The sequence below is a fragment of the Salmonella sp. A29-2 genome (genome assembly GCF_020150755.1).
GTDB lineage: Bacteria > Pseudomonadota > Gammaproteobacteria > Enterobacterales > Enterobacteriaceae > Salmonella > Salmonella enterica.
The window spans coordinates 4,543,546-4,566,026 of sequence record NZ_CP083731.1; the positions used below are offsets into that span (position 1 = coordinate 4,543,546).

The window sequence follows — 22,481 nt, forward strand, 5'->3', positions numbered from 1 at the left end:
TGTTGAATGCTAATAAACAGAAGAGAAAAACAGGAAGGAGAAAGGAAGTGGTGCTGATAGGCAGATTCGAACTGCCGACCTCACCCTTACCAAGGGTGCGCTCTACCAACTGAGCTATATCAGCACATCTTGGAGCGGGCAGCGGGAATCGAACCCGCATCATCAGCTTGGAAGGCTGAGGTAATAGCCATTATACGATGCCCGCATCCTGGAACTCGGCTACCTGATTTTCATTCTGCACTGAATATCGAGAGAAACTCTCTTTATTCGAGCCGGTAAGCGAACTTATCGTCTCGGGCTGCGCCATCGCGCGGCCGAAAATGGTGGTGGGGGAAGGATTCGAACCTTCGAAGTCTGTGACGGCAGATTTACAGTCTGCTCCCTTTGGCCGCTCGGGAACCCCACCGAACTTGATGGTGCCGACTACCGGAATCGAACTGGTGACCTACTGATTACAAGTCAGTTGCTCTACCTACTGAGCTAAGTCGGCATCAAGTAGCGCGCATTCTATGGAGACCTGCGTGCTCATGCAACTAAAAAATTGCATAAAATGTTCTATCGCTCACATTTTGCGCTATAAGAGACAAAAATGCTCTAATTTCAAACAAGAGAGCATAAATTTTCGGCATTTTACCGACCGTCTGACCAGGATACGACGCGGCATTTCAACGCTCCGTCGATAGAAAGCAATCTTCTGTATCTGGTATATTCGTCACATTGCTTCTCAGGGATAGCTTTCACAGCGAGATTTTTTCTTATTATTCCTCCCCATCTGGTGTTACCCTCCTGCCCATTGTCCAAATTAACTTAAATGTGACGTGCCGTTGCATGTCAGGGATGGCCCTCGTTCATCGCTGAACTGATGTAGCAATAGCAGCCAGAAACATGCTTATGAGTATAAAAGAGCAATCGTTAATGACGCCTTACCTACAGTTTGATCGCAGCCAGTGGGCTGCGCTTCGCGATTCTGTGCCGATGACCCTGACCGAGGATGAGATCGCGCAGTTAAAAGGCATTAATGAAGATTTATCGCTGGAAGAAGTTGCAGAAATATATTTACCTCTCTCCCGTTTGCTAAATTTCTATATCAGTTCAAATCTGCGTCGTCAGGCTGTCCTGGAACAGTTTCTGGGCACTAACGGCCAGCGAATCCCTTACATCATCAGTATCGCGGGCAGCGTCGCAGTGGGTAAAAGCACGACAGCACGCGTTCTGCAAGCGTTGCTGAGTCGCTGGCCGGAACACCGCCGTGTTGAATTGATTACCACTGACGGCTTCCTCCACCCAAACCAGGTGTTGAAAGAACGCGGGTTAATGAAGAAAAAGGGGTTCCCCGAATCGTATGATATGCACCGACTGGTGAAATTCGTTTCTGACCTCAAGTCGGGCGTACCGAACGTGACGGCGCCAGTCTATTCTCATTTGATTTACGATGTTATTCCTGAAGGGGATAAAACCGTCGCTCAGCCTGATATATTGATTCTTGAAGGTTTGAATGTTTTACAAAGCGGTATGGATTATCCTCACGATCCGCATCATGTATTTGTCTCTGATTTCGTTGATTTCTCTATTTACGTGGATGCGCCAGAAGAACTTCTTCAGACGTGGTATATCAATCGCTTCCTGAAATTCCGCGAAGGGGCGTTTACCGATCCTGACTCTTATTTCCACAATTATGCGAAATTATCTAAAGAAGAAGCTGTTAATACAGCAGCTTCGCTTTGGAAAGAAATTAACTGGTTGAATTTAAAACAAAATATTTTACCTACACGAGAACGTGCCAGCCTTATTATGACCAAGAGCGCTAACCATGCGGTGGAACAGGTAAGATTGCGGAAATAACAGAAAAAAGGGGAGTACCGACTCCCCTTTTTTACTATTCGGCGCTTCGCAGCGATATTTCCCCACCCATCCAGGGTTTAATCACACCATCCTGTTCAAGCAATAATGCGCCCTGAGTATCAATGCCGCGAGAAATACCAAATATTTCTTTGTCGCCAATAATTAGTTTTACCGGACGATCAATAAAATTATCCAGTTTTTTCCAGCGCGAAAGATAAGGAGAAAGACCTTCTTGCTCAAAAAGCTCAAGCGCAGCACGTAGCTTATAAATCAGCTTTGCGGCCAGCATATTGCGGTCGAGCGTAATTCCGGCCTCTTGTAGTGTGATCCATCCCTGATTTATCACGTCCTCTTCTACACGACGCATTGCCATGTTAATACCAGCGCCAATCACTATTTGTGCGGCATCGCCCGTTTTACCGGTTAACTCGACCAGAATACCCGCCAGTTTGCGATCCAGTAGGTAAAGGTCGTTAGGCCACTTCACACGAACTTTATCTGCGCCCAGTTCACGCAGCACTTCCGCCATCACAATTCCAATGACCAGACTCAAGCCTATTGCCGCCGCAGGCCCCTGCTCCAGGCGCCAGTACATTGAAAGATATAGATTCGCGCCAAACGGTGAGAACCATTTACGCCCGCGACGACCACGCCCTGCCTGTTGGTATTCTGCTACACAGGCATCGCCTGAGCGCAGCTCGCCAATTTGATCAAGTAAATACTGATTGGTTGAATCGATAACGGGCAATACCGCCACGTTTCCGCTATCCAGTTGGCTATGTATACGGTCAGCATCCAGTAACTGGATGGGTTCCGGTAAGCTATATCCTTTCCCGGGAACGGTAAATACATCTACTCCCCAGTCGCGTAATGTCTGGATATGTTTATTAATCGCCGCGCGGCTCATTCCCAGCCGTTCACCCAACTGCTCGCCTGAGTGAAACTCTCCGTCGGCAAGTAGTGAGATCAGCGTCAGGGGAACGGTAGTATCTTTCATGCAATGCTCTCCACTGCGTTCACCTCTCCGAACTGACCAATAAAGCGAACCTCAGGCTCCAGCCAGACATTAAATTTTTCACCCACTTTTTGCCGGACATGATGCGCCAGCGCCACCACATCTTTACTTGTCGCATCATTCGCATTAATCAATACCAGCGCCTGTTGGCGATGCACCGCAGCGCCGCCAATGGTGACGCCTTTCAACTGACATTGATCTATCAGCCAGCCTGCCGCCAGCTTCACTGAGCCGTCTGCCTGAGGGTAATGCGGCGCGTTGGGGAATCGTTCTAACAGTTCCATAGCGATATCGGCTGCGACAACGGGATTTTTAAAAAAGCTGCCCGCATTGCCATTCACTTTAGGATCCGGCAATTTTGTGGTGCGCATATGGCATACAGCATCAAACACCTGTTGCGCGGTGACCGTTTTCGGGTCCAGACGAGTAAGATCGCCATAGGTCAACACCGGCTGCCATTGCTTTGACAAACGCAGACCCACCGCGACGATCGCAACGCGATCCTGATATTCATTTTTGAAGATACTATCACGATAGCCGAAACGGCATTCCGCCGCGGACAAACGCAGACGTTTTCCCGTTTCCAGTTCAACGCAGTCAACATAGTCGCAGACACGCTGTAGTTCTACGCCATACGCGCCAATATTCTGTATAGGCGAGGAACCAACGCAGCCAGGGATGAGCGCCAGATTCTCCAGGCCGGGCATGTTGTTATCCAGCGCGTAGCGAACCAGCTGATGCCAGTTTTCGCCTGCGCCGACGTGTAGGTGCCAGGCGTCCGCGGTTTCATTGACCTCAATGCCTTTCAGGCGGTTAAGGATCACGGTGCCGGCGTAATTTTCCAGAAACAGGACATTGCTTCCTTCACCCAGGATCATAACCGGCAGTCCCTCACGAGTTGCTTGCTGCCAGGCGCTCAGTAGTTGTTGTTCGTTTTCAGCGCATACGATGTGCTTTGCACAATGATCAATGCCGAAGGTATTCCAGGGTTTTAGGGAGTGGGTCATGGCTGCTTTCCTGATACTCAATCGGCAATAGTTTACCGTATCTGTGTTGGGAAGGCTTGTGGTTATATTGAGGGTGGATCGGCGCGTCCCTGTAGGCCGGATAAGGCGGAGCCGCCATCCGGCAGACTACAGATAAAACAAAAGGCCCAGTCTTTCGACAGGGCCCTTCGTTTTATTTGATGCCTGGCAGTTCCCTACTCTCGCATGGGGAGACCCCACACTACCATCGGCGCTACGGCGTTTCACTTCTGAGTTCGGCATGGGGTCAGGTGGGACCACCGCGCTACTGCCGCCAGGCAAATTCTTTTATGCTCAGTACGCAATTCTTTATCGCATCAGCGGCGTTGCCTGCGCTCGTAAAGTCAGTCACATACTTCTGTATGCTCCTTCCTTTCCTTCGCTTGCCGCCTTGCTGCTGCGCAAATTATTGCGTACTCAACTCTGAATCAGTGCTGAAAATCTTCTCTCATCCGCCAAAACATCTTCGGCGTTGTAAGGTTAAGCCTCACGGTTCATTAGTACCGGTTAGCTCAACGCATCGCTGCGCTTACACACCCGGCCTATCAACGTCGTCGTCTTCAACGTTCCTTCAGGAGACTCTAAGTCTCAGGGAGAACTCATCTCGGGGCAAGTTTCGTGCTTAGATGCTTTCAGCACTTATCTCTTCCGCATTTAGCTACCGGGCAGTGCCATTGGCATGACAACCCGAACACCAGTGATGCGTCCACTCCGGTCCTCTCGTACTAGGAGCAGCCCCCCTCAGTTCTCCAGCGCCCACGGCAGATAGGGACCGAACTGTCTCACGACGTTCTAAACCCAGCTCGCGTACCACTTTAAATGGCGAACAGCCATACCCTTGGGACCTACTTCAGCCCCAGGATGTGATGAGCCGACATCGAGGTGCCAAACACCGCCGTCGATATGAACTCTTGGGCGGTATCAGCCTGTTATCCCCGGAGTACCTTTTATCCGTTGAGCGATGGCCCTTCCATTCAGAACCACCGGATCACTATGACCTGCTTTCGCACCTGCTCGCGCCGTCACGCTCGCAGTCAAGCTGGCTTATGCCATTGCACTAACCTCCTGATGTCCGACCAGGATTAGCCAACCTTCGTGCTCCTCCGTTACTCTTTAGGAGGAGACCGCCCCAGTCAAACTACCCACCAGACACTGTCCGCAACCCGGATTACGGGTCCACGTTAGAACATCAAACATTAAAGGGTGGTATTTCAAGGTCGGCTCCATGCAGACTGGCGTCCACACTTCAAAGCCTCCCACCTATCCTACACATCAAGGCTCAATGTTCAGTGTCAAGCTATAGTAAAGGTTCACGGGGTCTTTCCGTCTTGCCGCGGGTACACTGCATCTTCACAGCGAGTTCAATTTCACTGAGTCTCGGGTGGAGACAGCCTGGCCATCATTACGCCATTCGTGCAGGTCGGAACTTACCCGACAAGGAATTTCGCTACCTTAGGACCGTTATAGTTACGGCCGCCGTTTACCGGGGCTTCGATCAGGAGCTTCGCTTGCGCTGACCCCATCAATTAACCTTCCGGCACCGGGCAGGCGTCACACCGTATACGTCCACTTTCGTGTTTGCACAGTGCTGTGTTTTTAATAAACAGTTGCAGCCAGCTGGTATCTTCGACTGACTTCAGCTCCATGAGTAAATCACTTCACCTACGTGTCAGCGTGCCTTCTCCCGAAGTTACGGCACCATTTTGCCTAGTTCCTTCACCCGAGTTCTCTCAAGCGCCTTGGTATTCTCTACCTGACCACCTGTGTCGGTTTGGGGTACGATTTGATGTTACCTGATGCTTAGAGGCTTTTCCTGGAAGCAGGGCATTTGTTGCTTCAGCACCGTAGTGCCTCGTCATCACGCCTCAGTGTTAAAGTGAACCGGATTTACCTGGAACACACACCTACACGCTTAAACCGGGACAACCGTCGCCCGGCCAACATAGCCTTCTCCGTCCCCCCTTCGCAGTAACACCAAGTACGGGAATATTAACCCGTTTCCCATCGACTACGCCTTTCGGCCTCGCCTTAGGGGTCGACTCACCCTGCCCCGATTAACGTTGGACAGGAACCCTTGGTCTTCCGGCGAGCGGGCTTTTCACCCGCTTTATCGTTACTTATGTCAGCATTCGCACTTCTGATACCTCCAGCAACCCTCACAGGCCACCTTCACAGGCTTACAGAACGCTCCCCTACCCAACGAACGTATCCTTAAACCGACTCGACTTTGTATACGCTTTGACGTCGCTTCGCTCCGTCAATCGTAATCCGCTGAATCGCTTTAAGTGATACGTTCGCTGCCGCAGCTTCGGTGCATGGTTTAGCCCCGTTACATCTTCCGCGCAGGCCGACTCGACCAGTGAGCTATTACGCTTTCTTTAAATGATGGCTGCTTCTAAGCCAACATCCTGGCTGTCTGGGCCTTCCCACATCGTTTCCCACTTAACCATGACTTTGGGACCTTAGCTGGCGGTCTGGGTTGTTTCCCTCTTCACGACGGACGTTAGCACCCGCCGTGTGTCTCCCGTGATAACATTCTCCGGTATTCGCAGTTTGCATCGGGTTGGTAAGCCGGGATGGCCCCCTAGCCGAAACAGTGCTCTACCCCCGGAGATGAATTCACGAGGCGCTACCTAAATAGCTTTCGGGGAGAACCAGCTATCTCCCGGTTTGATTGGCCTTTCACCCCCAGCCACAGGTCATCCGCTAATTTTTCAACATTAGTCGGTTCGGTCCTCCAGTTAGTGTTACCCAACCTTCAACCTGCCCATGGCTAGATCACCGGGTTTCGGGTCTATACCCTGCAACTTAACGCCCAATTAAGACTCGGTTTCCCTCCGGCTCCCCTATTCGGTTAACCTTGCTACAGAATATAAGTCGCTGACCCATTATACAAAAGGTACGCAGTCACACAGGTAAACCTGTGCTCCCACTGCTTGTACGTACACGGTTTCAGGTTCTTTTTCACTCCCCTCGCCGGGGTTCTTTTCGCCTTTCCCTCACGGTACTGGTTCACTATCGGTCAGTCAGGAGTATTTAGCCTTGGAGGATGGTCCCCCCATATTCAGACAGGATACCACGTGTCCCGCCCTACTCATCGAGCTCACAGCACATGCGCTTTTGTGTACGGGGCTGTCACCCTGTATCGCGCGCCTTTCCAGACGCTTCCACTAACACACATGCTGATTCAGGCTCTGGGCTCCTCCCCGTTCGCTCGCCGCTACTGGGGGAATCTCGGTTGATTTCTTTTCCTCGGGGTACTTAGATGTTTCAGTTCCCCCGGTTCGCCTCATTAACCTATGGATTCAGTTAATGATAGTGTGACGAGTCACACTGGGTTTCCCCATTCGGGTATCGCCGGTTATAACGGTTCATATCACCTTACCGGCGCTTATCGCAGATTAGCACGCCCTTCATCGCCTCTGACTGCCAGGGCATCCACCGTGTACGCTTAGTCGCTTAACCTCACAACCCGAAGATGTTTCTTTCGATTCATCATCGTGTTGCGAAAATTTGAGAGACTCACGAACAACTTTCGTTGTTCTGTGTTTCAATTTTCAGCTTGATCCAGATTTTTAAAGAGCAAAACTTCGCAGTGAACCCTTTCAGGTACACTCTGAAGTATTTTTTCGTAAACACTCACGAGATGGTGGAGCTATGCGGGATCGAACCGCAGACCTCCTGCGTGCAAAGCAGGCGCTCTCCCAGCTGAGCTATAGCCCCATCGTGTAGTCAGAACCTCTTACCTTTGATTCGTTTCCGGGCGCGGCGTGGTGAAGCGAAGCATACTGAAGTATGCGAGCTTTGCCACAACAAAGCACGGGAGCGAATCTGGTAGGCCTGAGTGGACTTGAACCACCGACCTCACCCTTATCAGGGGTGCGCTCTAACCACCTGAGCTACAAGCCTGTAGAGGTTTTACTGCTCGTTTTTCATCAGACAATCTGTGTGAGCACTGCAAAGTACGCTTCTTTAAGGTAAGGAGGTGATCCAACCGCAGGTTCCCCTACGGTTACCTTGTTACGACTTCACCCCAGTCATGAATCACAAAGTGGTAAGCGCCCTCCCGAAGGTTAAGCTACCTACTTCTTTTGCAACCCACTCCCATGGTGTGACGGGCGGTGTGTACAAGGCCCGGGAACGTATTCACCGTGGCATTCTGATCCACGATTACTAGCGATTCCGACTTCATGGAGTCGAGTTGCAGACTCCAATCCGGACTACGACGCACTTTATGAGGTCCGCTTGCTCTCGCGAGGTCGCTTCTCTTTGTATGCGCCATTGTAGCACGTGTGTAGCCCTGGTCGTAAGGGCCATGATGACTTGACGTCATCCCCACCTTCCTCCAGTTTATCACTGGCAGTCTCCTTTGAGTTCCCGACCTAATCGCTGGCAACAAAGGATAAGGGTTGCGCTCGTTGCGGGACTTAACCCAACATTTCACAACACGAGCTGACGACAGCCATGCAGCACCTGTCTCACGGTTCCCGAAGGCACATTCTCATCTCTGAAAACTTCCGTGGATGTCAAGACCAGGTAAGGTTCTTCGCGTTGCATCGAATTAAACCACATGCTCCACCGCTTGTGCGGGCCCCCGTCAATTCATTTGAGTTTTAACCTTGCGGCCGTACTCCCCAGGCGGTCTACTTAACGCGTTAGCTCCGGAAGCCACGCCTCAAGGGCACAACCTCCAAGTAGACATCGTTTACGGCGTGGACTACCAGGGTATCTAATCCTGTTTGCTCCCCACGCTTTCGCACCTGAGCGTCAGTCTTTGTCCAGGGGGCCGCCTTCGCCACCGGTATTCCTCCAGATCTCTACGCATTTCACCGCTACACCTGGAATTCTACCCCCCTCTACAAGACTCAAGCCTGCCAGTTTCGAATGCAGTTCCCAGGTTGAGCCCGGGGATTTCACATCCGACTTGACAGACCGCCTGCGTGCGCTTTACGCCCAGTAATTCCGATTAACGCTTGCACCCTCCGTATTACCGCGGCTGCTGGCACGGAGTTAGCCGGTGCTTCTTCTGCGGGTAACGTCAATTGCTGCGGTTATTAACCACAACACCTTCCTCCCCGCTGAAAGTACTTTACAACCCGAAGGCCTTCTTCATACACGCGGCATGGCTGCATCAGGCTTGCGCCCATTGTGCAATATTCCCCACTGCTGCCTCCCGTAGGAGTCTGGACCGTGTCTCAGTTCCAGTGTGGCTGGTCATCCTCTCAGACCAGCTAGGGATCGTCGCCTTGGTGAGCCGTTACCTCACCAACAAGCTAATCCCATCTGGGCACATCTGATGGCAAGAGGCCCGAAGGTCCCCCTCTTTGGTCTTGCGACGTTATGCGGTATTAGCCACCGTTTCCAGTAGTTATCCCCCTCCATCAGGCAGTTTCCCAGACATTACTCACCCGTCCGCCACTCGTCAGCAAAGCAGCAAGCTGCTTCCTGTTACCGTTCGACTTGCATGTGTTAGGCCTGCCGCCAGCGTTCAATCTGAGCCATGATCAAACTCTTCAATTTAAAAGTTTGATGCTCAATCAATTAAACTTCGTAATGAATTACGTGTTCACTCTTGAGACTTGGTATTCATTTTTCGTCCGAGGACGTTAAGAATCCGTATCTTCGAGTGCCCACACAGATTGTCTGATAAATTGTTAAAGAGCAGTGCCGCTTCGCTTTTTCTCAGCGGCGCGGGGTGTGCATATTACGCTTTCCCGCTTCAGAGTCAAGCGTTTATTTTCGCTTTTCTCCGTGAGGTTCTGGTCTGAACCCCGCTGACCCGGCGGCCTGTGTGCCGTTGTTCCGTGTCAGTGGTGGCGCATTATAGGGAGTTATTTCTGCCTGACAAGAGGAAATTTAAAATAATTTCTCAAGTGCCTGGTATTTACCCAAAACGCCATTAAACCGCCAGTTTTTCGAGCGTTTCAAAGCCATAACGCTGTAAAACGGGTAATAATTGTTCAGCTCCTGGCGTCATTGCCATGCAATAAGCAATATTGGCATCGGTTGATTTCGCATCCGGCGCTTCATGTTCCAACAGCCAGGCTGTACGACGCGCTATCGCCGCGCCGGAATCCACTAACCGCGTCCCTTCGGGCAGGACTTGCAAAAGCTCGTCCCGTAATAGAGGGAAATGCGTACACCCCAGAACGACCGTGTCAGGCGGCTCCGGCATTCGTAGCCATGGGCGTAATATGCGGCGCAGTTCTTCCAGCGATACCGAATCGCCATGTAATTTAGCTTCCGCCAGTTCCACCAGTTCTGCCGACCCCAACATCGCTATCTGACATTCATTAGCGAAGCGCGCAATCAGCTCGTGAGTATAAGGACGTTTGACCGTGGCTCTCGTCGCCAGTAGCCCGACGACGCCATTTGCGGTCAGCCGCGCCGCTGGTTTAATCGCAGGCACAACGCCCACCACCGGGAAGGCAAACTTTTCACGTAATGCGGGAAGTGAGACCGTACTGGCGGTATTACAGGCAATCACCGCCAGTGAAAGGGGATAGCGCTGCTGTACCGCAGTCACAATCTCGACAACGCGCTCGACGATAAACGTTTCACTCTTTTCCCCGTAGGGGAAAGCCACGTTATCGAAAGCATATATATAGTGGAGATCCGGCAGGAGCCGCCGAATCTCATCATAGACCGACAATCCACCGACGCCGGAATCAAATACCAGCACGGTGGGACGTGGTTCAGAAGGTGTAGCTGCCAGACAAGGTGTATTCTCGTCCTGCAGTTTGGTAGCCATAAACTGTCTCGTAATCTTTGTCGAACAGGTTGGCTATTTTACCACGAACTGTCAGATGTGAGGTGACCGGATATGCAACCGTAAGATCCCATAAACTGACGCCGCCCATTTTTACTGTCCGGTATGGGTAAGCGGAGTAGTCCGAATCATAGCGGGAACCAAGGTATTGATATGTCACCCCCCAGTCAAAATCGTAAACGTCCCAGTCAAGTTGATATTTTGCCATCTGTTTGGAACGCCGCGGTAATGGCGTATCGGTAATCGCATTACGCGCATCAACGTAATCATAACTGACCGTATGCGTTAACGGTCCGGTATCGAAATTCGCCGTCGCCTCAATACCTTTAATGCGCGCCTTACCTTCGTTGTAATATTTTTGCAGATGATCGTCATAATCGATCATGTCATTAATATCGTTACGATAACCTGAAATACGCCAGCTGACGCCAGCGGTTAGCCCTTCAAATGCGCCTTCCCACTGTTTACTCTTTTCAGGATTCAGGTTCGGATTACCGTAATAACCATACAGTTGGCCCAAATTAGGCGCTTTGTAGGAGGTTCCGTAGGAGGCAATAAAGCGATAACCTTCTATAAACTCCCATCCTGCGCTGGTTTGCCATGTACCATGACGGCCAAACTGGGAGTTGTCATCACTGCGCGCCGCCGCTTCCAGAGTGAAGTCACCCAACTGTTGTAATCCTGTCAGGTAAACCCCGGTATTACGCTGGTCATATCCCTCGGGCACATAGCCGGTACCAGGCGTGGTAGTCTGTTTCTGCCAGTCTACGCCCGCCCCAACATTACCGTGCCCCACGACCACACTGTTGGTCCATTGAACATTGTACTGTTTCATCTCATCCAGCGTGGCGGAGGTATCATACCGGCCATAGTGCGGATCATAGTTGTAATCTTTACTGTGGCTATAGCTTGAAACCAGCTGAGACTGAATACGTTCGCCATTAAAGCGCAGCCCGGCGTCCCAGCTTTGGCTATAAAGTTTGCGTGTATCAATCAGCGGCGAGCCCGGCGAGTAATAGGCGTCGTAATCGGTACGGTTATCGTAGCCATAACCACGCACGAATCCGCTCCAGCGATCAGAAAAGGTATGCTCTAACGCGCCATAGAGCGTTTTACTCAAAAAGCCGTCCCGGTCAGGCTGCGCCTGCATCCCGGTACCGCCTTTCGCTACCACGTCAAACCCTTTGGTGTATTCGTAATCGCCGATCAACGTCGCCCGCGTGTTTTCGCCAAGTTGCTGTTGCGTCGAGATGTCGTAATTCTGGTAGCTATTGCTTCCCCATCCAGCGGTTAATTCTGTGCCTGGGTTATCGCGCGTCGTAATGATATTCACTACGCCGCCGATAGCATCGGAACCATAAATAGCGGAGCGCGGACCGCGAATATATTCAATGCGCTGTACCAGCGACACCGGGAACTGGCTGAGATCGGCGGACCCGCTCACGCCTGCTAAATTCAGACGCACGCCGTCAATCAATACCAGTACATGGCTGGAGTTGGTGCCGCGAATGAAAATGGAGGAGTTTTGTCCGGCGCCGCCGCTCTGCGCAATATCGACGCCAGGCAAACGGCGCAGAACATCATTTACGGAGGTCGATTGCCAGCGTTCAATATCCTGACGCGTCACGATGGTAACGGGCGCCAGAACCGCGCTGCGCGGCTGCTGAAAACGGTTGGCGGTGACAACCAGGGTATCCGGGCTAGTGTCCTGCGCCCAAGCGGAAAAGGCCGTGACGGAGAACGCCGTCAGCAGCGTAGCTTTTTTAATCATTGTAAAGCATCCACAATATAAGAAGGATGCCGCAGGCTTCATCGATAGTACGCGATGATGAAAAACCAGATGCGACGTTAGCCGGCAGGTCTTCGGGCTTGGAGGGTTATCCGTTGGCTGGATAGCAGAAATGATGACTTCCCGCCGGAGGCAGTGTCTGCTTACGCTCTCATCTCACCTTTCCTTACCGCTGCGCGTCAGCTCCAGATTTTCACTGGATTCCCTATTAACTCACAGGACCGGCCCACGGATGCTACCGTCTGTCACAACACCCTGTCCAGACCGCGCATCACAAATCAGAAATCATCAATAGCTGGACATCCACTGAGCAATCCCTACAATCCCCGCGTACTTTTATTATTCAGGATGCGATATGACCCCCGAACATCTTCCGACAGAACAGTATGAGGCGCAGCTGGCCGAAAAAGTGGCGCGCTTGCAGAGTATGATGGCGCCGTTTTCTGACCTGGTTCCGGAAGTATTTCGCTCGCCGGTCAGTCACTATCGTATGCGTGCGGAATTTCGCCTGTGGCATGACGGCGATGACCTGTACCACATTATGTTTGATCAGCAGACCAAAAGCCGGATTCGCGTTGACACCTTCCCGGCGGCCAGCCAACTGATTAATACCTTAATGAAGGCGATGATTGCCGGCGTGCGCGATAATCATGCACTGCGGCATAAGCTGTTCCAGATCGATTATCTCACGACCTTGAGCAACCAGGCGGTAGTGTCGTTGCTGTACCATAAGAAGCTGGACGAAGAGTGGCGTGAAGCCGCCACTGCGTTACGCGATGCTTTACGCGCGCAAGGTCTGAACGTACACCTGATTGGCCGGGCCACTAAAACCAAAATCGAATTGGATCAGGATTATATTGATGAGCGTCTGCCTGTGGCAGGTAAAGAGATGATCTACCGCCAGGTCGAAAACAGCTTTACGCAGCCAAACGCCGCCATGAATATTCAGATGTTAGAGTGGGCGCTGGAGGTGACGAAAGACTCAAAAGGCGATCTGCTTGAGTTGTATTGCGGCAACGGCAATTTTTCTTTAGCGCTGGCGCGCAATTTTAACCGCGTGCTGGCAACCGAAATCGCCAAACCGTCCGTCGCTGCCGCACAGTACAATATTGCCGCTAATCATATTGATAATGTGCAAATTATTCGCATGGCGGCGGAAGAGTTTACCCAGGCGATGAATGGCGTTCGTGAGTTTAACCGCCTGCAGGGGATCGATCTGAAGCGCTATCAGTGCGAAACCATTTTTGTCGATCCGCCGCGCAGCGGTCTGGACAGCGAAACGGAAAAAATGGTGCAGGCTTATCCACGTATTCTGTACATTTCCTGCAATCCGGAAACGTTGTGCAAAAACCTGGAAACGTTAAGCCAGACGCACACGGTGTCTCGCCTGGCGCTATTCGATCAGTTCCCGTATACGCATCATATGGAATGCGGAGTATTACTCACCGCAAGGTAAAATGTACGTCGGATGGCCGGTTATACCGCCATCCGGCATTCACACACTATTCCGCGGTATCCTGCTTGCGGTTACGTAGTTTAAAGCCAATCCAGAATACCAGAATCACCGACAGCACCGCCGGGAAGAAATTAGAGCCAATATCCGGATATTCTGCACGCACGACGGTGCTATACAGTAAAACGCCAAGAATGAAACAGGCGGCGGCCAACCCCGGCAAACCTACCGGCATAGTACGATTTTGGTAGCGCTGATGCAGACAATATACCGTCAGCACCAGCGAGATAACCGGGAATACGGAGAACGGCACAATAGCGCTAAACAGCGCCGCGAATGTGCCGTTAATCGATAAGCCAGCGATGAGCGCCAGCAACAGCGTACCTTTATCTTGACCTGACTGTTTCATTACTCGTCCTTCACGTTATTCGGAATGATGTGCTATTTTCTCTTGCTCACGGCGATACCAGTAATACGCCCCTTTCGCAATCATGCGCAGTTGCAATACCAGCCGCTCTTCTAATTGCCGACGCTGTTCAGCGCCGATGTCCAACGCCTCTGCGCCCGCGCTAAAGACAATAGTCACCATCGCTTCGGCCTGGGCTTCAGTAAACGCGCGCGGCATATGGTTTTCGAGTTCCAGATAGTCGGCAAGTTCCGCAATAAAATGCTGAATCTCCCGCGCGACGGCGGCACGAAACGCCGCGGAAGTGCCGGAACGCTCGCGCAACAACAGACGGAAGGCGTTGGGGTTGTTGCCGATAAACTCCATAAATGTGGAGACCGACGTGCGAATGACGCTGCCGCCTTTCGCGATGCGCTGTCGCGCCTGACGCATCAACTGACGCAGCATCAGACCGCTTTCATCCACCATCGTCAGACCGAGTTCATCGACATCGCGAAAATGACGGTAAAACGACGTTGGCGCGATGCCCGCTTCACGCGCCACCTCACGCAAACTCAGGCTGGCGAAACTCCGCTCAGCGCTCAGTTGGCTGAATGCGGCTTCCACCAGCGAACGCCGGGTTTTTTCTTTTTGTTGCGCTCTAACACCCATCACAATGTCTGAATCCTTCCATATGCCTTATTCGGCACTATACCAGAGAATAAAAGTAACGGGTTCACACTGGATTGTGAATGATTGTTTACAGACAGTTTGTGCTCCGGCTTCGCAAAAAAGCACAACGATAATTGGGTTAAAGCCGGGCAAATGTTATCATCGTGTTTATTTTATGTATAAAAACAGGTGAGTAATACCATGCCACATTCCTGGGATTATGATGCAGTCGTCATAGGGTCAGGCCCCGGCGGTGAAGGCGCTGCAATGGGTCTGGTTAAGCAAGGAGCACGCGTCGCGGTGATTGAGCGTTATCATAACGTTGGCGGCGGATGTACCCACTGGGGCACCATTCCATCCAAAGCCCTTCGCCACGCCGTCAGCCGCATTATTGAATTTAATCAAAACCCGCTCTATAGCGACCACTCCCGTCTTCTTCGTTCTTCTTTCGCCGATATCCTTAATCATGCCGATAACGTGATTAATCAACAAACGCGTATGCGTCAGGGGTTTTATGAGCGTAACCACTGTGAAATCTTGCAGGGCAACGCCCATTTTATTGACGAACATACCCTGGCGCTGGAATGCCATGACGGCACGGTTGAAACCCTGACGGCAGAAAAATTTGTTATTGCCTGTGGTTCGCGTCCTTACCATCCCAGTGATGTGGATTTCTCGCATCCGCGCATTTATGACAGCGACTCAATCCTGAGTCTCCACCATGAACCGCGCCACGTTATTATTTACGGCGCTGGCGTTATCGGCTGCGAATATGCGTCCATCTTCCGCGGTATGGATGTGAAAGTGGATCTGATCAACACCCGCGATCGCCTGCTGGCCTTTCTCGATCAGGAGATGTCCGACTCTCTCTCTTACCATTTCTGGAATAGCGGCGTGGTGATTCGCCACAATGAAGAGTATGAGAAAATCGAAGGCTGCGATGATGGCGTCATCATGCACCTGAAATCCGGCAAAAAACTGAAGGCTGACTGCCTGCTCTATGCTAATGGCCGTACCGGTAACACCGATTCGCTGGCGCTGGAGAATATTGGTCTGGAAACAGACAGCCGTGGACAGCTCAAAGTCAACAGTATGTACCAGACCGCCCTGCCGCACGTCTATGCGGTGGGCGACGTGATTGGCTATCCCAGTCTGGCCTCCGCCGCCTACGATCAGGGGCGTATTGCAGCGCAGGCGCTGGTGAAAGGCGAAGCGACCGCGCATCTTATCGAAGATATCCCCACCGGGATTTATACCATTCCGGAAATCAGTTCTGTCGGCAAAACCGAGCAGCAGTTAACGGCAATGAAAGTGCCTTACGAAGTGGGCCGCGCGCAGTTTAAGCATCTGGCGCGAGCGCAAATCGTCGGCATGAACGTCGGCACGCTAAAAATTCTCTTCCACCGCGAAACCAAAGAAATTCTGGGGATTCACTGCTTTGGCGAACGCGCCGCCGAAATTATTCATATCGGCCAGGCGATCATGGAGCAGAAAGGTGGCGGTAACACTATCGAATACTTCGTTAACACCACCTTTAACTACCCAACCATGGCGGAAGCTTATCGGGTTGCGGCGTTGAACGGCTTAAACCGCCTGTTTTAACGCCTTATCGAAATGGCCATCCATTGCGCCACGGATGGCCTCAGCCAGTTGCTCATAACGGCTACGCAGCGGCGATCCCGGGCGATAAACCAGCCCCACGGTACGACGCGGCTCCGGCTTAATGCATGGCAGATAAACCACGCCGTCGCGCTTACGCTCCTGCGGTACGGCCAGCGCGGGGAGTAGTGTAATACCACTGCCCGCCGCCACCATGTTGCGCAGCGTTTCCAGACTGGTCGCCCGGAAATGGGTATCTTCATCCGCTCCCGCTTCAAAACAGAACCCCATCGCCTGATCGCGCAGACAGTGGCCATCTTCCAGCATCAGCAATTTCTCGCCCGCCAGGTCGGACATCGGCACGCGATCGCGATTCGCCCACGGATGATCCTCATAAATAGCCAGCATCATGGGCTCATCAAACAGCGGCACTTCGATAAACGCCTCGCTCTCTTTCACCAGCGCCAGAATAGCGCAGTCAAGCTTGCCGCTATCGAGTTGCGCTAACAACTGATGCGTTTGCGCCTCATGCAGATACATTTCCAGCTTCGGGAAAGTCTGGTGCAACATTGGAATGATAAGCGGCAGCAAATAGGGACCAATCGTTGGGATTAAACCAATATGCAGCGGGCCGGACATCGTCTCGCCTTGTTGGCTTGCCATCTCCTTGAGCACCTTGACCTCACGCAGTACGGTACGCGCCTGATCCACCAGCAGTAAGCCCGCTTGGGTAAACAGCACCTTACGGCTCGTACGCTCCAGCAGCATAACGCCCAGCTCATCTTCCAGCTTACGTATTTGCCCACTAAGGGTTGGCTGGCTGACGTGACAGGAGTCCGCCGCTCGCCGGAAATGGCGATGTTCGGCTAACGCCACCAGATATTCAAGATCACGAATATTCATTATTCATCCTCCGTCGCCACGATAGTTCATGGCGATAGGTAGCATAGCAATGAACGATTATCCCTATCAACCTTTCTGATTAATAATACATCACAGAACGGAGCGGTTTCTCGTTTAACCCTTGAAGACACCGCCCGTTCAGAGGGTATCTCTCGAACCCGAAATAACTAAAGCCAACGTGAACTTTTGCGGACCTCTGGTCCGCTTTTTTTTGCGTAAAAAAGCCCGGCGTCGCTGATGCTCGGCCGGGCAGTATTACCTGATAGCGCTACGCTTATAAGGCCTACAACGCGAGGCGCGCCTTCGCATCGTCGATGGCCTGCGCCACCTGCTGCGGAGAAACGCCGCCTTTTGCCGCCCGTTTATCCAGACACGACTGCAAAGACAATATCGGATACACATCGTCGCCAATCACGCGGCTGAATTTCTGTAAATCGGCCAGCGGCAACGCTTCCAGCGGCTTACCCTGGCGAATAGCTTCTACCACCGCTTCGCCGACAATATGGTGCGCTTCGCGGAACGGCACGCCTTTCGCGACCAGGTAATCCGCCAGCTCCGTGGCGTTGGCATACCCCTGTTGCGCCGCGTCCTGACAACGTGGGCGTTTCACCTGAATACCGTCCAGCACCAACGCCGCCATATGCAGGCAGTCAAGCCAGGTATCGAGCGCATCGAACAGCCCTTCTTTGTCTTCCTGCATATCTTTGTTATACGCCAGCGGCAGACCTTTTAAGGTCATCATCATGCCGGTTAGCGCCCCTTGTACGCGACCGCACTTACCGCGAATCAGCTCCAGCGCGTCCGGGTTTTTCTTCTGCGGCATTAACGATGAACCGGAAGTCACGCGGTCAGAAAGCTCTACAAAACCCGCTTCACCAGAATTAAAGAAAATCAGATCTTCCGCGAAGCGTGACAGATGCACCATGCCGATAGCCGCATCAGAAAGCAGTTCCAGTACGTGGTCACGATCGGACACGCTGTCCAGGCTGTTGCGGGTCGCAGACGCAAAGCCCAGCCAGCCTGCCAATTGTTCACGGTCAATTTCATAGGCCGTTCCCGCCAACGCGCCGCAGCCTAGCGGACTCACGTCCAGACGTTTAAGCGTGTCCTGCAGGCGGCTTTCATCGCGCGCCAGCATTTCGACATACGCGAGACACCAGTGGGCGAAAGTCACCGGCTGCGCACGTTGCAGATGGGTATATCCCGGCATTACCGCGTCCTGGTTCGCCTGCGCGGTTTCCACCAGCGCGCTCTGTAGCTGGCGGTTAGCGGTAAGCAGTTCCCTCACCGTCTCTTTGCACCACAGTTTCAGGTCCGTCGCCACCTGATCGTTACGGCTGCGTCCGGTGTGCAGCTTTTTACCCAACTGACCCACTTTGTCGATGAGCTTACCTTCCACCCAGCTATGGATATCTTCCGCATCGCTTTGCAGGATTTGCTGCGGATTCGCGCGAACCTCTTCCAGCAACACGTTCAGCGCTTCTTCCAACTGTCGTTGCTCATCGGCAGTCAGTACGCCTACCGTGACCAATGCTTTGGACCAGGCCACAGAACCGACAATATCCTGCTCCGCCAGACGGTAATCGAAGCGCAACGAATCATTGAATTGTTTAAACCGCTGGTCTGCCGCCTGTGTAAAACGCCCACCCCAAAGTGCCATAATAGACTTCCTTAAATTCTTCGAATTTCACTGCCGGATGGCGCTACGCTTATCCGGCCTATAATTTCTGTTCACGTAGGCCCGATAAGGCGCAGCCGCCATCGGGCGAACAAATAGTTAAGCCAGAATACGCGTGCCAATCGGCGTGCCGTTAAACAGCGCCGGCAGTTGCTCCGCATGACGCCAGGAAGCGATATCCACCGGGCGACCCAGCGCCCGCGCAGCATCGAGAGCCGCATTCACTTTCACAATCATCCCGTCGGTAATAATGCCCTGGTCGATAAGCTGCTCGGCTTTGGACGCCGTCATTTCGGCGATACGCTGGCCTTTGCCGTCCAGAATACCGCTCACGTCGGAAAGCAGGATCAGATCGGCCCCCAGCGTCGCCGCCAGCGCGGTTGCCGCCTGATCGGCGTTGACGTTCATCAGTTGGCCGTCGTCTGTTACGCCAATGGAGCTGACCACCGGCAGAAAGCCGTTTTCCAGCAGCATGTTAATCAGCTTCGGCGACCCCGGCTGCGCCAGCCCGACGTGGCCTAACGCTTCATCGAGTTGAGTCACGTTTACGCTGTCGCCATCGCCCAGAAACAGACCAACGGAGGCGATATGGTGTTTCTTCGCCCAAGCCAGCAGAGTCTTGTTAGCGGTTCCCGCCAGCGCGCCGGTAATGATGCCAATCTGATCGGCAGGCGTCACGCGCAGGCCGTCTTTCTTTTTCACTGGCAAATTAAGCCCTTTCATCAGCTCATCCACCACGCAACCGCCGCCGTGAACAATCACCAGCGGACGCTGATGGGACTCACGATAGTTGACCAGCGCGGTAAAAAGACGTTCCAGAGCCTCTTCGCTATCCAGTAATACGCCACCCAGCTTGATAATTAATGGATTCATCATTTCACCCTTAAATAAGAGACTGCGTTTCAGCGAAGCCAAAACGAATATTAGCGCACTGCACCGCCTGCGCCGCTGCGCCTTTCAACAAGTTGTCTTCGGTTGCCACCACAATCAGATGTTCGCCCTGGACGGCAAAACCAATATCGCAGAACGGCAGCCCGACGACGTTCTTTAACGCCGGAACGCCTTTGTCATACAGGCGCACCAGCGGTTTGTCGCCATAGGCTTTTTGCAACACGTCGGCGATCTGCGCATGGGTTACTCCCGCTTTCAGGCGGCAGGTAATGGTTTCCAGAATCCCGCGCGGGAAATTCCCCAGATGCGGGGTGAAGATGACCTCCGCGCCCAGATGGACGGCGATTTCCGGCTGATGACGATGCGTAAACACGCCATACGGTTGCAAACTCACTTCACAGAAACTGTTCGATATTGCCGCTTTGCGCCCCGCGCCGCTCACCCCGCTGGTGGCATTAATTACCGGCCACTGCGTCAGATCCAGAAGCCCGCCGTCAATCAGCGGTTTTAGCGACAACTGCGCTGCGGTTGGATAGCAACCAGGAACCGCAATCAGATTCGCCGTGTTCAGTTTATCGGCATTCCACTCCGCCAGACCGTACACCGCCTGCTCCAGCAGCTCAGGATACTGATGAGTAAATCCGTAGTACTTTTCATAGAAGGCGCGATCGTTTACCCGAAACGCGCCGGAAAGATCGAATACGACGCATCCGGCCTGTAAAAATTGCGGCGCCAGATCGTGGCTCACTTCATGCGCTGTCGCCAGGAACACCACATCAACATCTGCGCTAAAGTCACGTACATCCGACATCGGTTGCAATGGCAGGTCGACAATCCCTTTTAACTGCGGATGTAAATCAGAAATTAACTTTCCTGCATCATTGCTTTGCGCTGAGACGGTCAAAGCGGTTATGGTCATATGTGGGTGGCGATTTACGTAGCTTACAAGCTCTGCGCCCGCATAACCGCTAGCGCCTACAATCAGCGTATTCAACATCGGGTTCCTTTATGCTCAACGTTAATGTATTTTTATTCATAATTAATGCATGAATATTGATACTATCATGACCTGAGGTGTGTCAACAATGAAAAACGTTTTACCGCCATTTATCGAGATTTACCGCGCTCTGATTGCCACACCGTCGATAAGCGCAACCGAAGAATCCCTGGATCAAAGTAATGCGTCTTTAATCACTTTGCTTGCAGGCTGGTTCAGCGATCTTGGTTTCAACGTAGAGGTTCAACCGGTTCCAGGAACGCGAAACAAATTCAATATGCTCGCCAGCACCGGACATGGCGCGGGCGGTTTGCTGCTGACCGGCCATACCGACACGGTTCCCTTTGATGACGGACGCTGGACGCGCGACCCGTTCACGCTGACCGAGCACGACAATAAGCTCTATGGTCTGGGCACTGCGGATATGAAAGGCTTCTTCGCTTTTATTCTGGACGCGCTACGTGACGTTGACGTCACAAAGTTGAAAAAGCCGCTCTACATTCTGGCGACCGCCGATGAAGAGACCAGCATGGCGGGGGCGCGTTATTTTTCCGAAACCACGGCATTACGTCCGGACTGCGCGATCATTGGCGAACCGACGTCGTTGCAACCGATACGCGCGCACAAAGGGCATATCTCTAATGTCGTTCGCGTCCTGGGGCAGTCCGGTCATTCCAGCGACCCGGCGCGTGGGGTTAACGCCATTGAACTGATGCACGATGCGATTGGCCATATCATGCAACTGCGTGACTCGCTGAAAGCGCGGTATCACTACGAGGCGTTTACCGTTCCGTATCCAACGCTGAATCTGGGCCATATCCACGGCGGCGATGCCTCAAACCGTATCTGCGCCTGCTGCGAATTGCATATGGATATTCGTCCACTGCCGGGCATGACGTTAAACGACCTTAATGGACTGCTTAACGACGCGCTGGCCCCGGTAAGCGAACGCTGGCCGGGCCGCCTGACGGTGGCGGAATTACATCCGCCGATTCCAGGTTATGAGTGTCCACCGGACCACCAACTGGTTGAAGTAGTAGAAAAACTGTTGGGAACGAAAACCGACGTGGTGAACTACTGTACTGAAGCGCCGTTTATGCAGACATTATGCCCAACGCTGGTGCTTGGTCCGGGCTCAATTAATCAGGCGCATCAGCCGGATGAATATCTCGAAACGCGTTTTATTAAGCCAACCCGGGAATTGATTACCCAGGTAGTACACCATTTTTGCTGGCATTAATGCATATTGCCCGGTGACGTGATGTTTACCGGGCCTACCCCGTCTTGTAGGCCGGATAAGCGCAGCGCCATCCGGCGTCTCTACGCCACATGTTCATAAGCATTTCTTATTTGGCACGATGCGAATTAACTTTAATAAATTACCGCCATTTTTTCGTTTGCTGAACCGATTTCGCAGTAATTGACGCCACGGGTTTTACGTGGCTTTATAAAGATGAGAAGTG

At 52.5% G+C, this 22,481-nt stretch carries 15 protein-coding genes, 6 tRNA genes, 3 rRNA genes and 1 riboswitch; of the genes, 5 read left to right on the forward strand and 19 right to left on the reverse strand.

What is annotated here, in order from left to right; all coding sequences use genetic code 11:
* Positions 1 to 48: 48 nt before the first annotated feature.
* The 4 genes from K8W53_RS22055 to K8W53_RS22070 form a co-directional block, all read right to left on the reverse strand.
* Positions 49 to 124 (reverse strand) — tRNA-Thr (locus K8W53_RS22055).
* A gap of 6 nt (positions 125 to 130) precedes the next feature.
* Positions 131 to 205: transfer RNA gene (locus tag K8W53_RS22060), tRNA-Gly, on the reverse strand.
* 116 nt (positions 206 to 321) lie between these two features.
* Positions 322 to 406: transfer RNA gene (locus K8W53_RS22065), tRNA-Tyr, on the reverse strand.
* Positions 407 to 414: 8 nt separating this feature from the next.
* Positions 415 to 490 (reverse strand) — tRNA-Thr (locus K8W53_RS22070).
* Positions 491 to 509: 19 nt separating this feature from the next.
* Between K8W53_RS22070 and K8W53_RS22075 the strand changes: the two genes are divergently transcribed.
* Positions 510 to 683: a hypothetical protein gene (locus K8W53_RS22075; RefSeq protein WP_001541267.1), complete on the forward strand. Its 174-nt coding sequence runs from the start codon at positions 510 to 512 to the stop codon at positions 681 to 683.
* A 208-nt stretch (positions 684 to 891) separates the two neighbouring features.
* Positions 892 to 1,842: a type I pantothenate kinase gene (gene coaA, locus K8W53_RS22080; protein ID WP_000023068.1), complete on the forward strand. Its 951-nt coding sequence runs from the start codon at positions 892 to 894 to the stop codon at positions 1,840 to 1,842.
* 34 nt (positions 1,843 to 1,876) lie between these two features.
* Here coaA and birA read toward each other — a convergent pair whose 3' ends face one another.
* The 9 genes from birA to btuB all read right to left on the reverse strand — a co-directional run bounded on the left by birA (position 1,877) and on the right by btuB (position 12,422).
* Positions 1,877 to 2,839: a bifunctional biotin--[acetyl-CoA-carboxylase] ligase/biotin operon repressor BirA gene (gene birA, locus K8W53_RS22085; protein WP_023224488.1), complete on the reverse strand. Its 963-nt coding sequence runs from the start codon at positions 2,837 to 2,839 to the stop codon at positions 1,877 to 1,879.
* On the reverse strand, positions 2,836 to 3,864 hold the full coding sequence (gene murB / locus K8W53_RS22090; protein WP_000149798.1) for a UDP-N-acetylmuramate dehydrogenase: 1,029 nt from the start codon (positions 3,862 to 3,864) through the stop codon (positions 2,836 to 2,838). Before murB ends, birA begins: the two co-directional genes overlap by 4 nt.
* Positions 3,865 to 4,045: 181 nt before the next feature.
* Positions 4,046 to 4,161 (reverse strand): 5S ribosomal RNA (gene rrf, locus K8W53_RS22095).
* A gap of 197 nt (positions 4,162 to 4,358) precedes the next feature.
* Positions 4,359 to 7,347: ribosomal RNA gene (locus K8W53_RS22100) — 23S ribosomal RNA — on the reverse strand.
* Between the two features lie 182 nt (positions 7,348 to 7,529).
* Positions 7,530 to 7,605, reverse strand: a tRNA-Ala gene (locus K8W53_RS22105).
* Between the two features lie 109 nt (positions 7,606 to 7,714).
* Positions 7,715 to 7,791 (reverse strand) — tRNA-Ile (locus tag K8W53_RS22110).
* A gap of 69 nt (positions 7,792 to 7,860) precedes the next feature.
* Positions 7,861 to 9,402 (reverse strand): 16S ribosomal RNA (locus tag K8W53_RS22115).
* The 16S, 23S and 5S rRNA genes sit together here with 2 tRNA genes alongside, the layout of an rRNA operon.
* Before the next feature lie 379 nt (positions 9,403 to 9,781).
* Complete coding sequence (gene murI, locus K8W53_RS22120; protein WP_000201804.1) at positions 9,782 to 10,633, reverse strand: glutamate racemase; 852 nt, start codon at positions 10,631 to 10,633, stop codon at positions 9,782 to 9,784.
* Positions 10,578 to 12,422 (reverse strand): TonB-dependent vitamin B12 receptor BtuB, encoded by a 1,845-nt coding sequence (gene btuB / locus K8W53_RS22125; RefSeq protein WP_000591403.1) that lies wholly within the window; start codon positions 12,420 to 12,422, stop codon positions 10,578 to 10,580. Before btuB ends, murI begins: the two co-directional genes overlap by 56 nt.
* Positions 12,423 to 12,487: 65 nt before the next feature.
* Positions 12,488 to 12,681: riboswitch (cobalamin riboswitch) on the reverse strand.
* A 114-nt stretch (positions 12,682 to 12,795) separates the two neighbouring features.
* Between btuB and trmA the strand changes: the two genes are divergently transcribed.
* The gene (gene trmA, locus K8W53_RS22130) at positions 12,796 to 13,896 is read left to right on the forward strand and encodes a tRNA (uridine(54)-C5)-methyltransferase TrmA (protein WP_023200574.1); all 1,101 of its coding nucleotides are present in this window, start codon (positions 12,796 to 12,798) and stop codon (positions 13,894 to 13,896) included.
* A 46-nt stretch (positions 13,897 to 13,942) separates the two neighbouring features.
* Here trmA and K8W53_RS22135 read toward each other — a convergent pair whose 3' ends face one another.
* Together K8W53_RS22135 and fabR are read right to left on the reverse strand one after the other, a co-directional pair.
* The gene (locus K8W53_RS22135; protein WP_000813838.1) at positions 13,943 to 14,302 is read right to left on the reverse strand and encodes a YijD family membrane protein; all 360 of its coding nucleotides are present in this window, start codon (positions 14,300 to 14,302) and stop codon (positions 13,943 to 13,945) included.
* A 15-nt stretch (positions 14,303 to 14,317) separates the two neighbouring features.
* Positions 14,318 to 14,953, reverse strand: a complete 636-nt coding sequence (fabR, locus tag K8W53_RS22140; RefSeq protein ID WP_000971958.1) for an HTH-type transcriptional repressor FabR — start codon at positions 14,951 to 14,953, stop codon at positions 14,318 to 14,320.
* A 198-nt stretch (positions 14,954 to 15,151) separates the two neighbouring features.
* Between fabR and sthA the strand changes: the two genes are divergently transcribed.
* Positions 15,152 to 16,552 carry a Si-specific NAD(P)(+) transhydrogenase gene (sthA, locus tag K8W53_RS22145; RefSeq protein ID WP_001120791.1) on the forward strand — a complete coding sequence of 467 codons (1,401 nt, stop codon included), beginning with the start codon at positions 15,152 to 15,154 and terminating at the stop codon, positions 16,550 to 16,552.
* On the opposite strand, the gene oxyR is transcribed toward sthA, so the two are convergent.
* The 4 genes from oxyR to argC form a co-directional block, all read right to left on the reverse strand.
* Complete coding sequence (gene oxyR / locus K8W53_RS22150; RefSeq protein WP_001025919.1) at positions 16,535 to 17,452, reverse strand: DNA-binding transcriptional regulator OxyR; 918 nt, start codon at positions 17,450 to 17,452, stop codon at positions 16,535 to 16,537. The genes sthA and oxyR overlap by 18 nt on opposite strands.
* Before the next feature lie 283 nt (positions 17,453 to 17,735).
* The gene (argH, locus tag K8W53_RS22155) at positions 17,736 to 19,112 is read right to left on the reverse strand and encodes an argininosuccinate lyase (RefSeq protein ID WP_010835126.1); all 1,377 of its coding nucleotides are present in this window, start codon (positions 19,110 to 19,112) and stop codon (positions 17,736 to 17,738) included.
* 117 nt (positions 19,113 to 19,229) lie between these two features.
* On the reverse strand, positions 19,230 to 20,006 hold the full coding sequence (gene argB, locus K8W53_RS22160) for an acetylglutamate kinase (RefSeq protein WP_001575262.1): 777 nt from the start codon (positions 20,004 to 20,006) through the stop codon (positions 19,230 to 19,232).
* A gap of 7 nt (positions 20,007 to 20,013) precedes the next feature.
* On the reverse strand, positions 20,014 to 21,018 hold the full coding sequence (argC, locus tag K8W53_RS22165) for an N-acetyl-gamma-glutamyl-phosphate reductase (protein ID WP_017441856.1): 1,005 nt from the start codon (positions 21,016 to 21,018) through the stop codon (positions 20,014 to 20,016).
* 88 nt (positions 21,019 to 21,106) lie between these two features.
* Between argC and argE the strand changes: the two genes are divergently transcribed.
* Complete coding sequence (argE, locus tag K8W53_RS22170; RefSeq protein WP_000800208.1) at positions 21,107 to 22,258, forward strand: acetylornithine deacetylase; 1,152 nt, start codon at positions 21,107 to 21,109, stop codon at positions 22,256 to 22,258.
* The last annotated feature ends 223 nt before the right edge of the window (positions 22,259 to 22,481 follow it).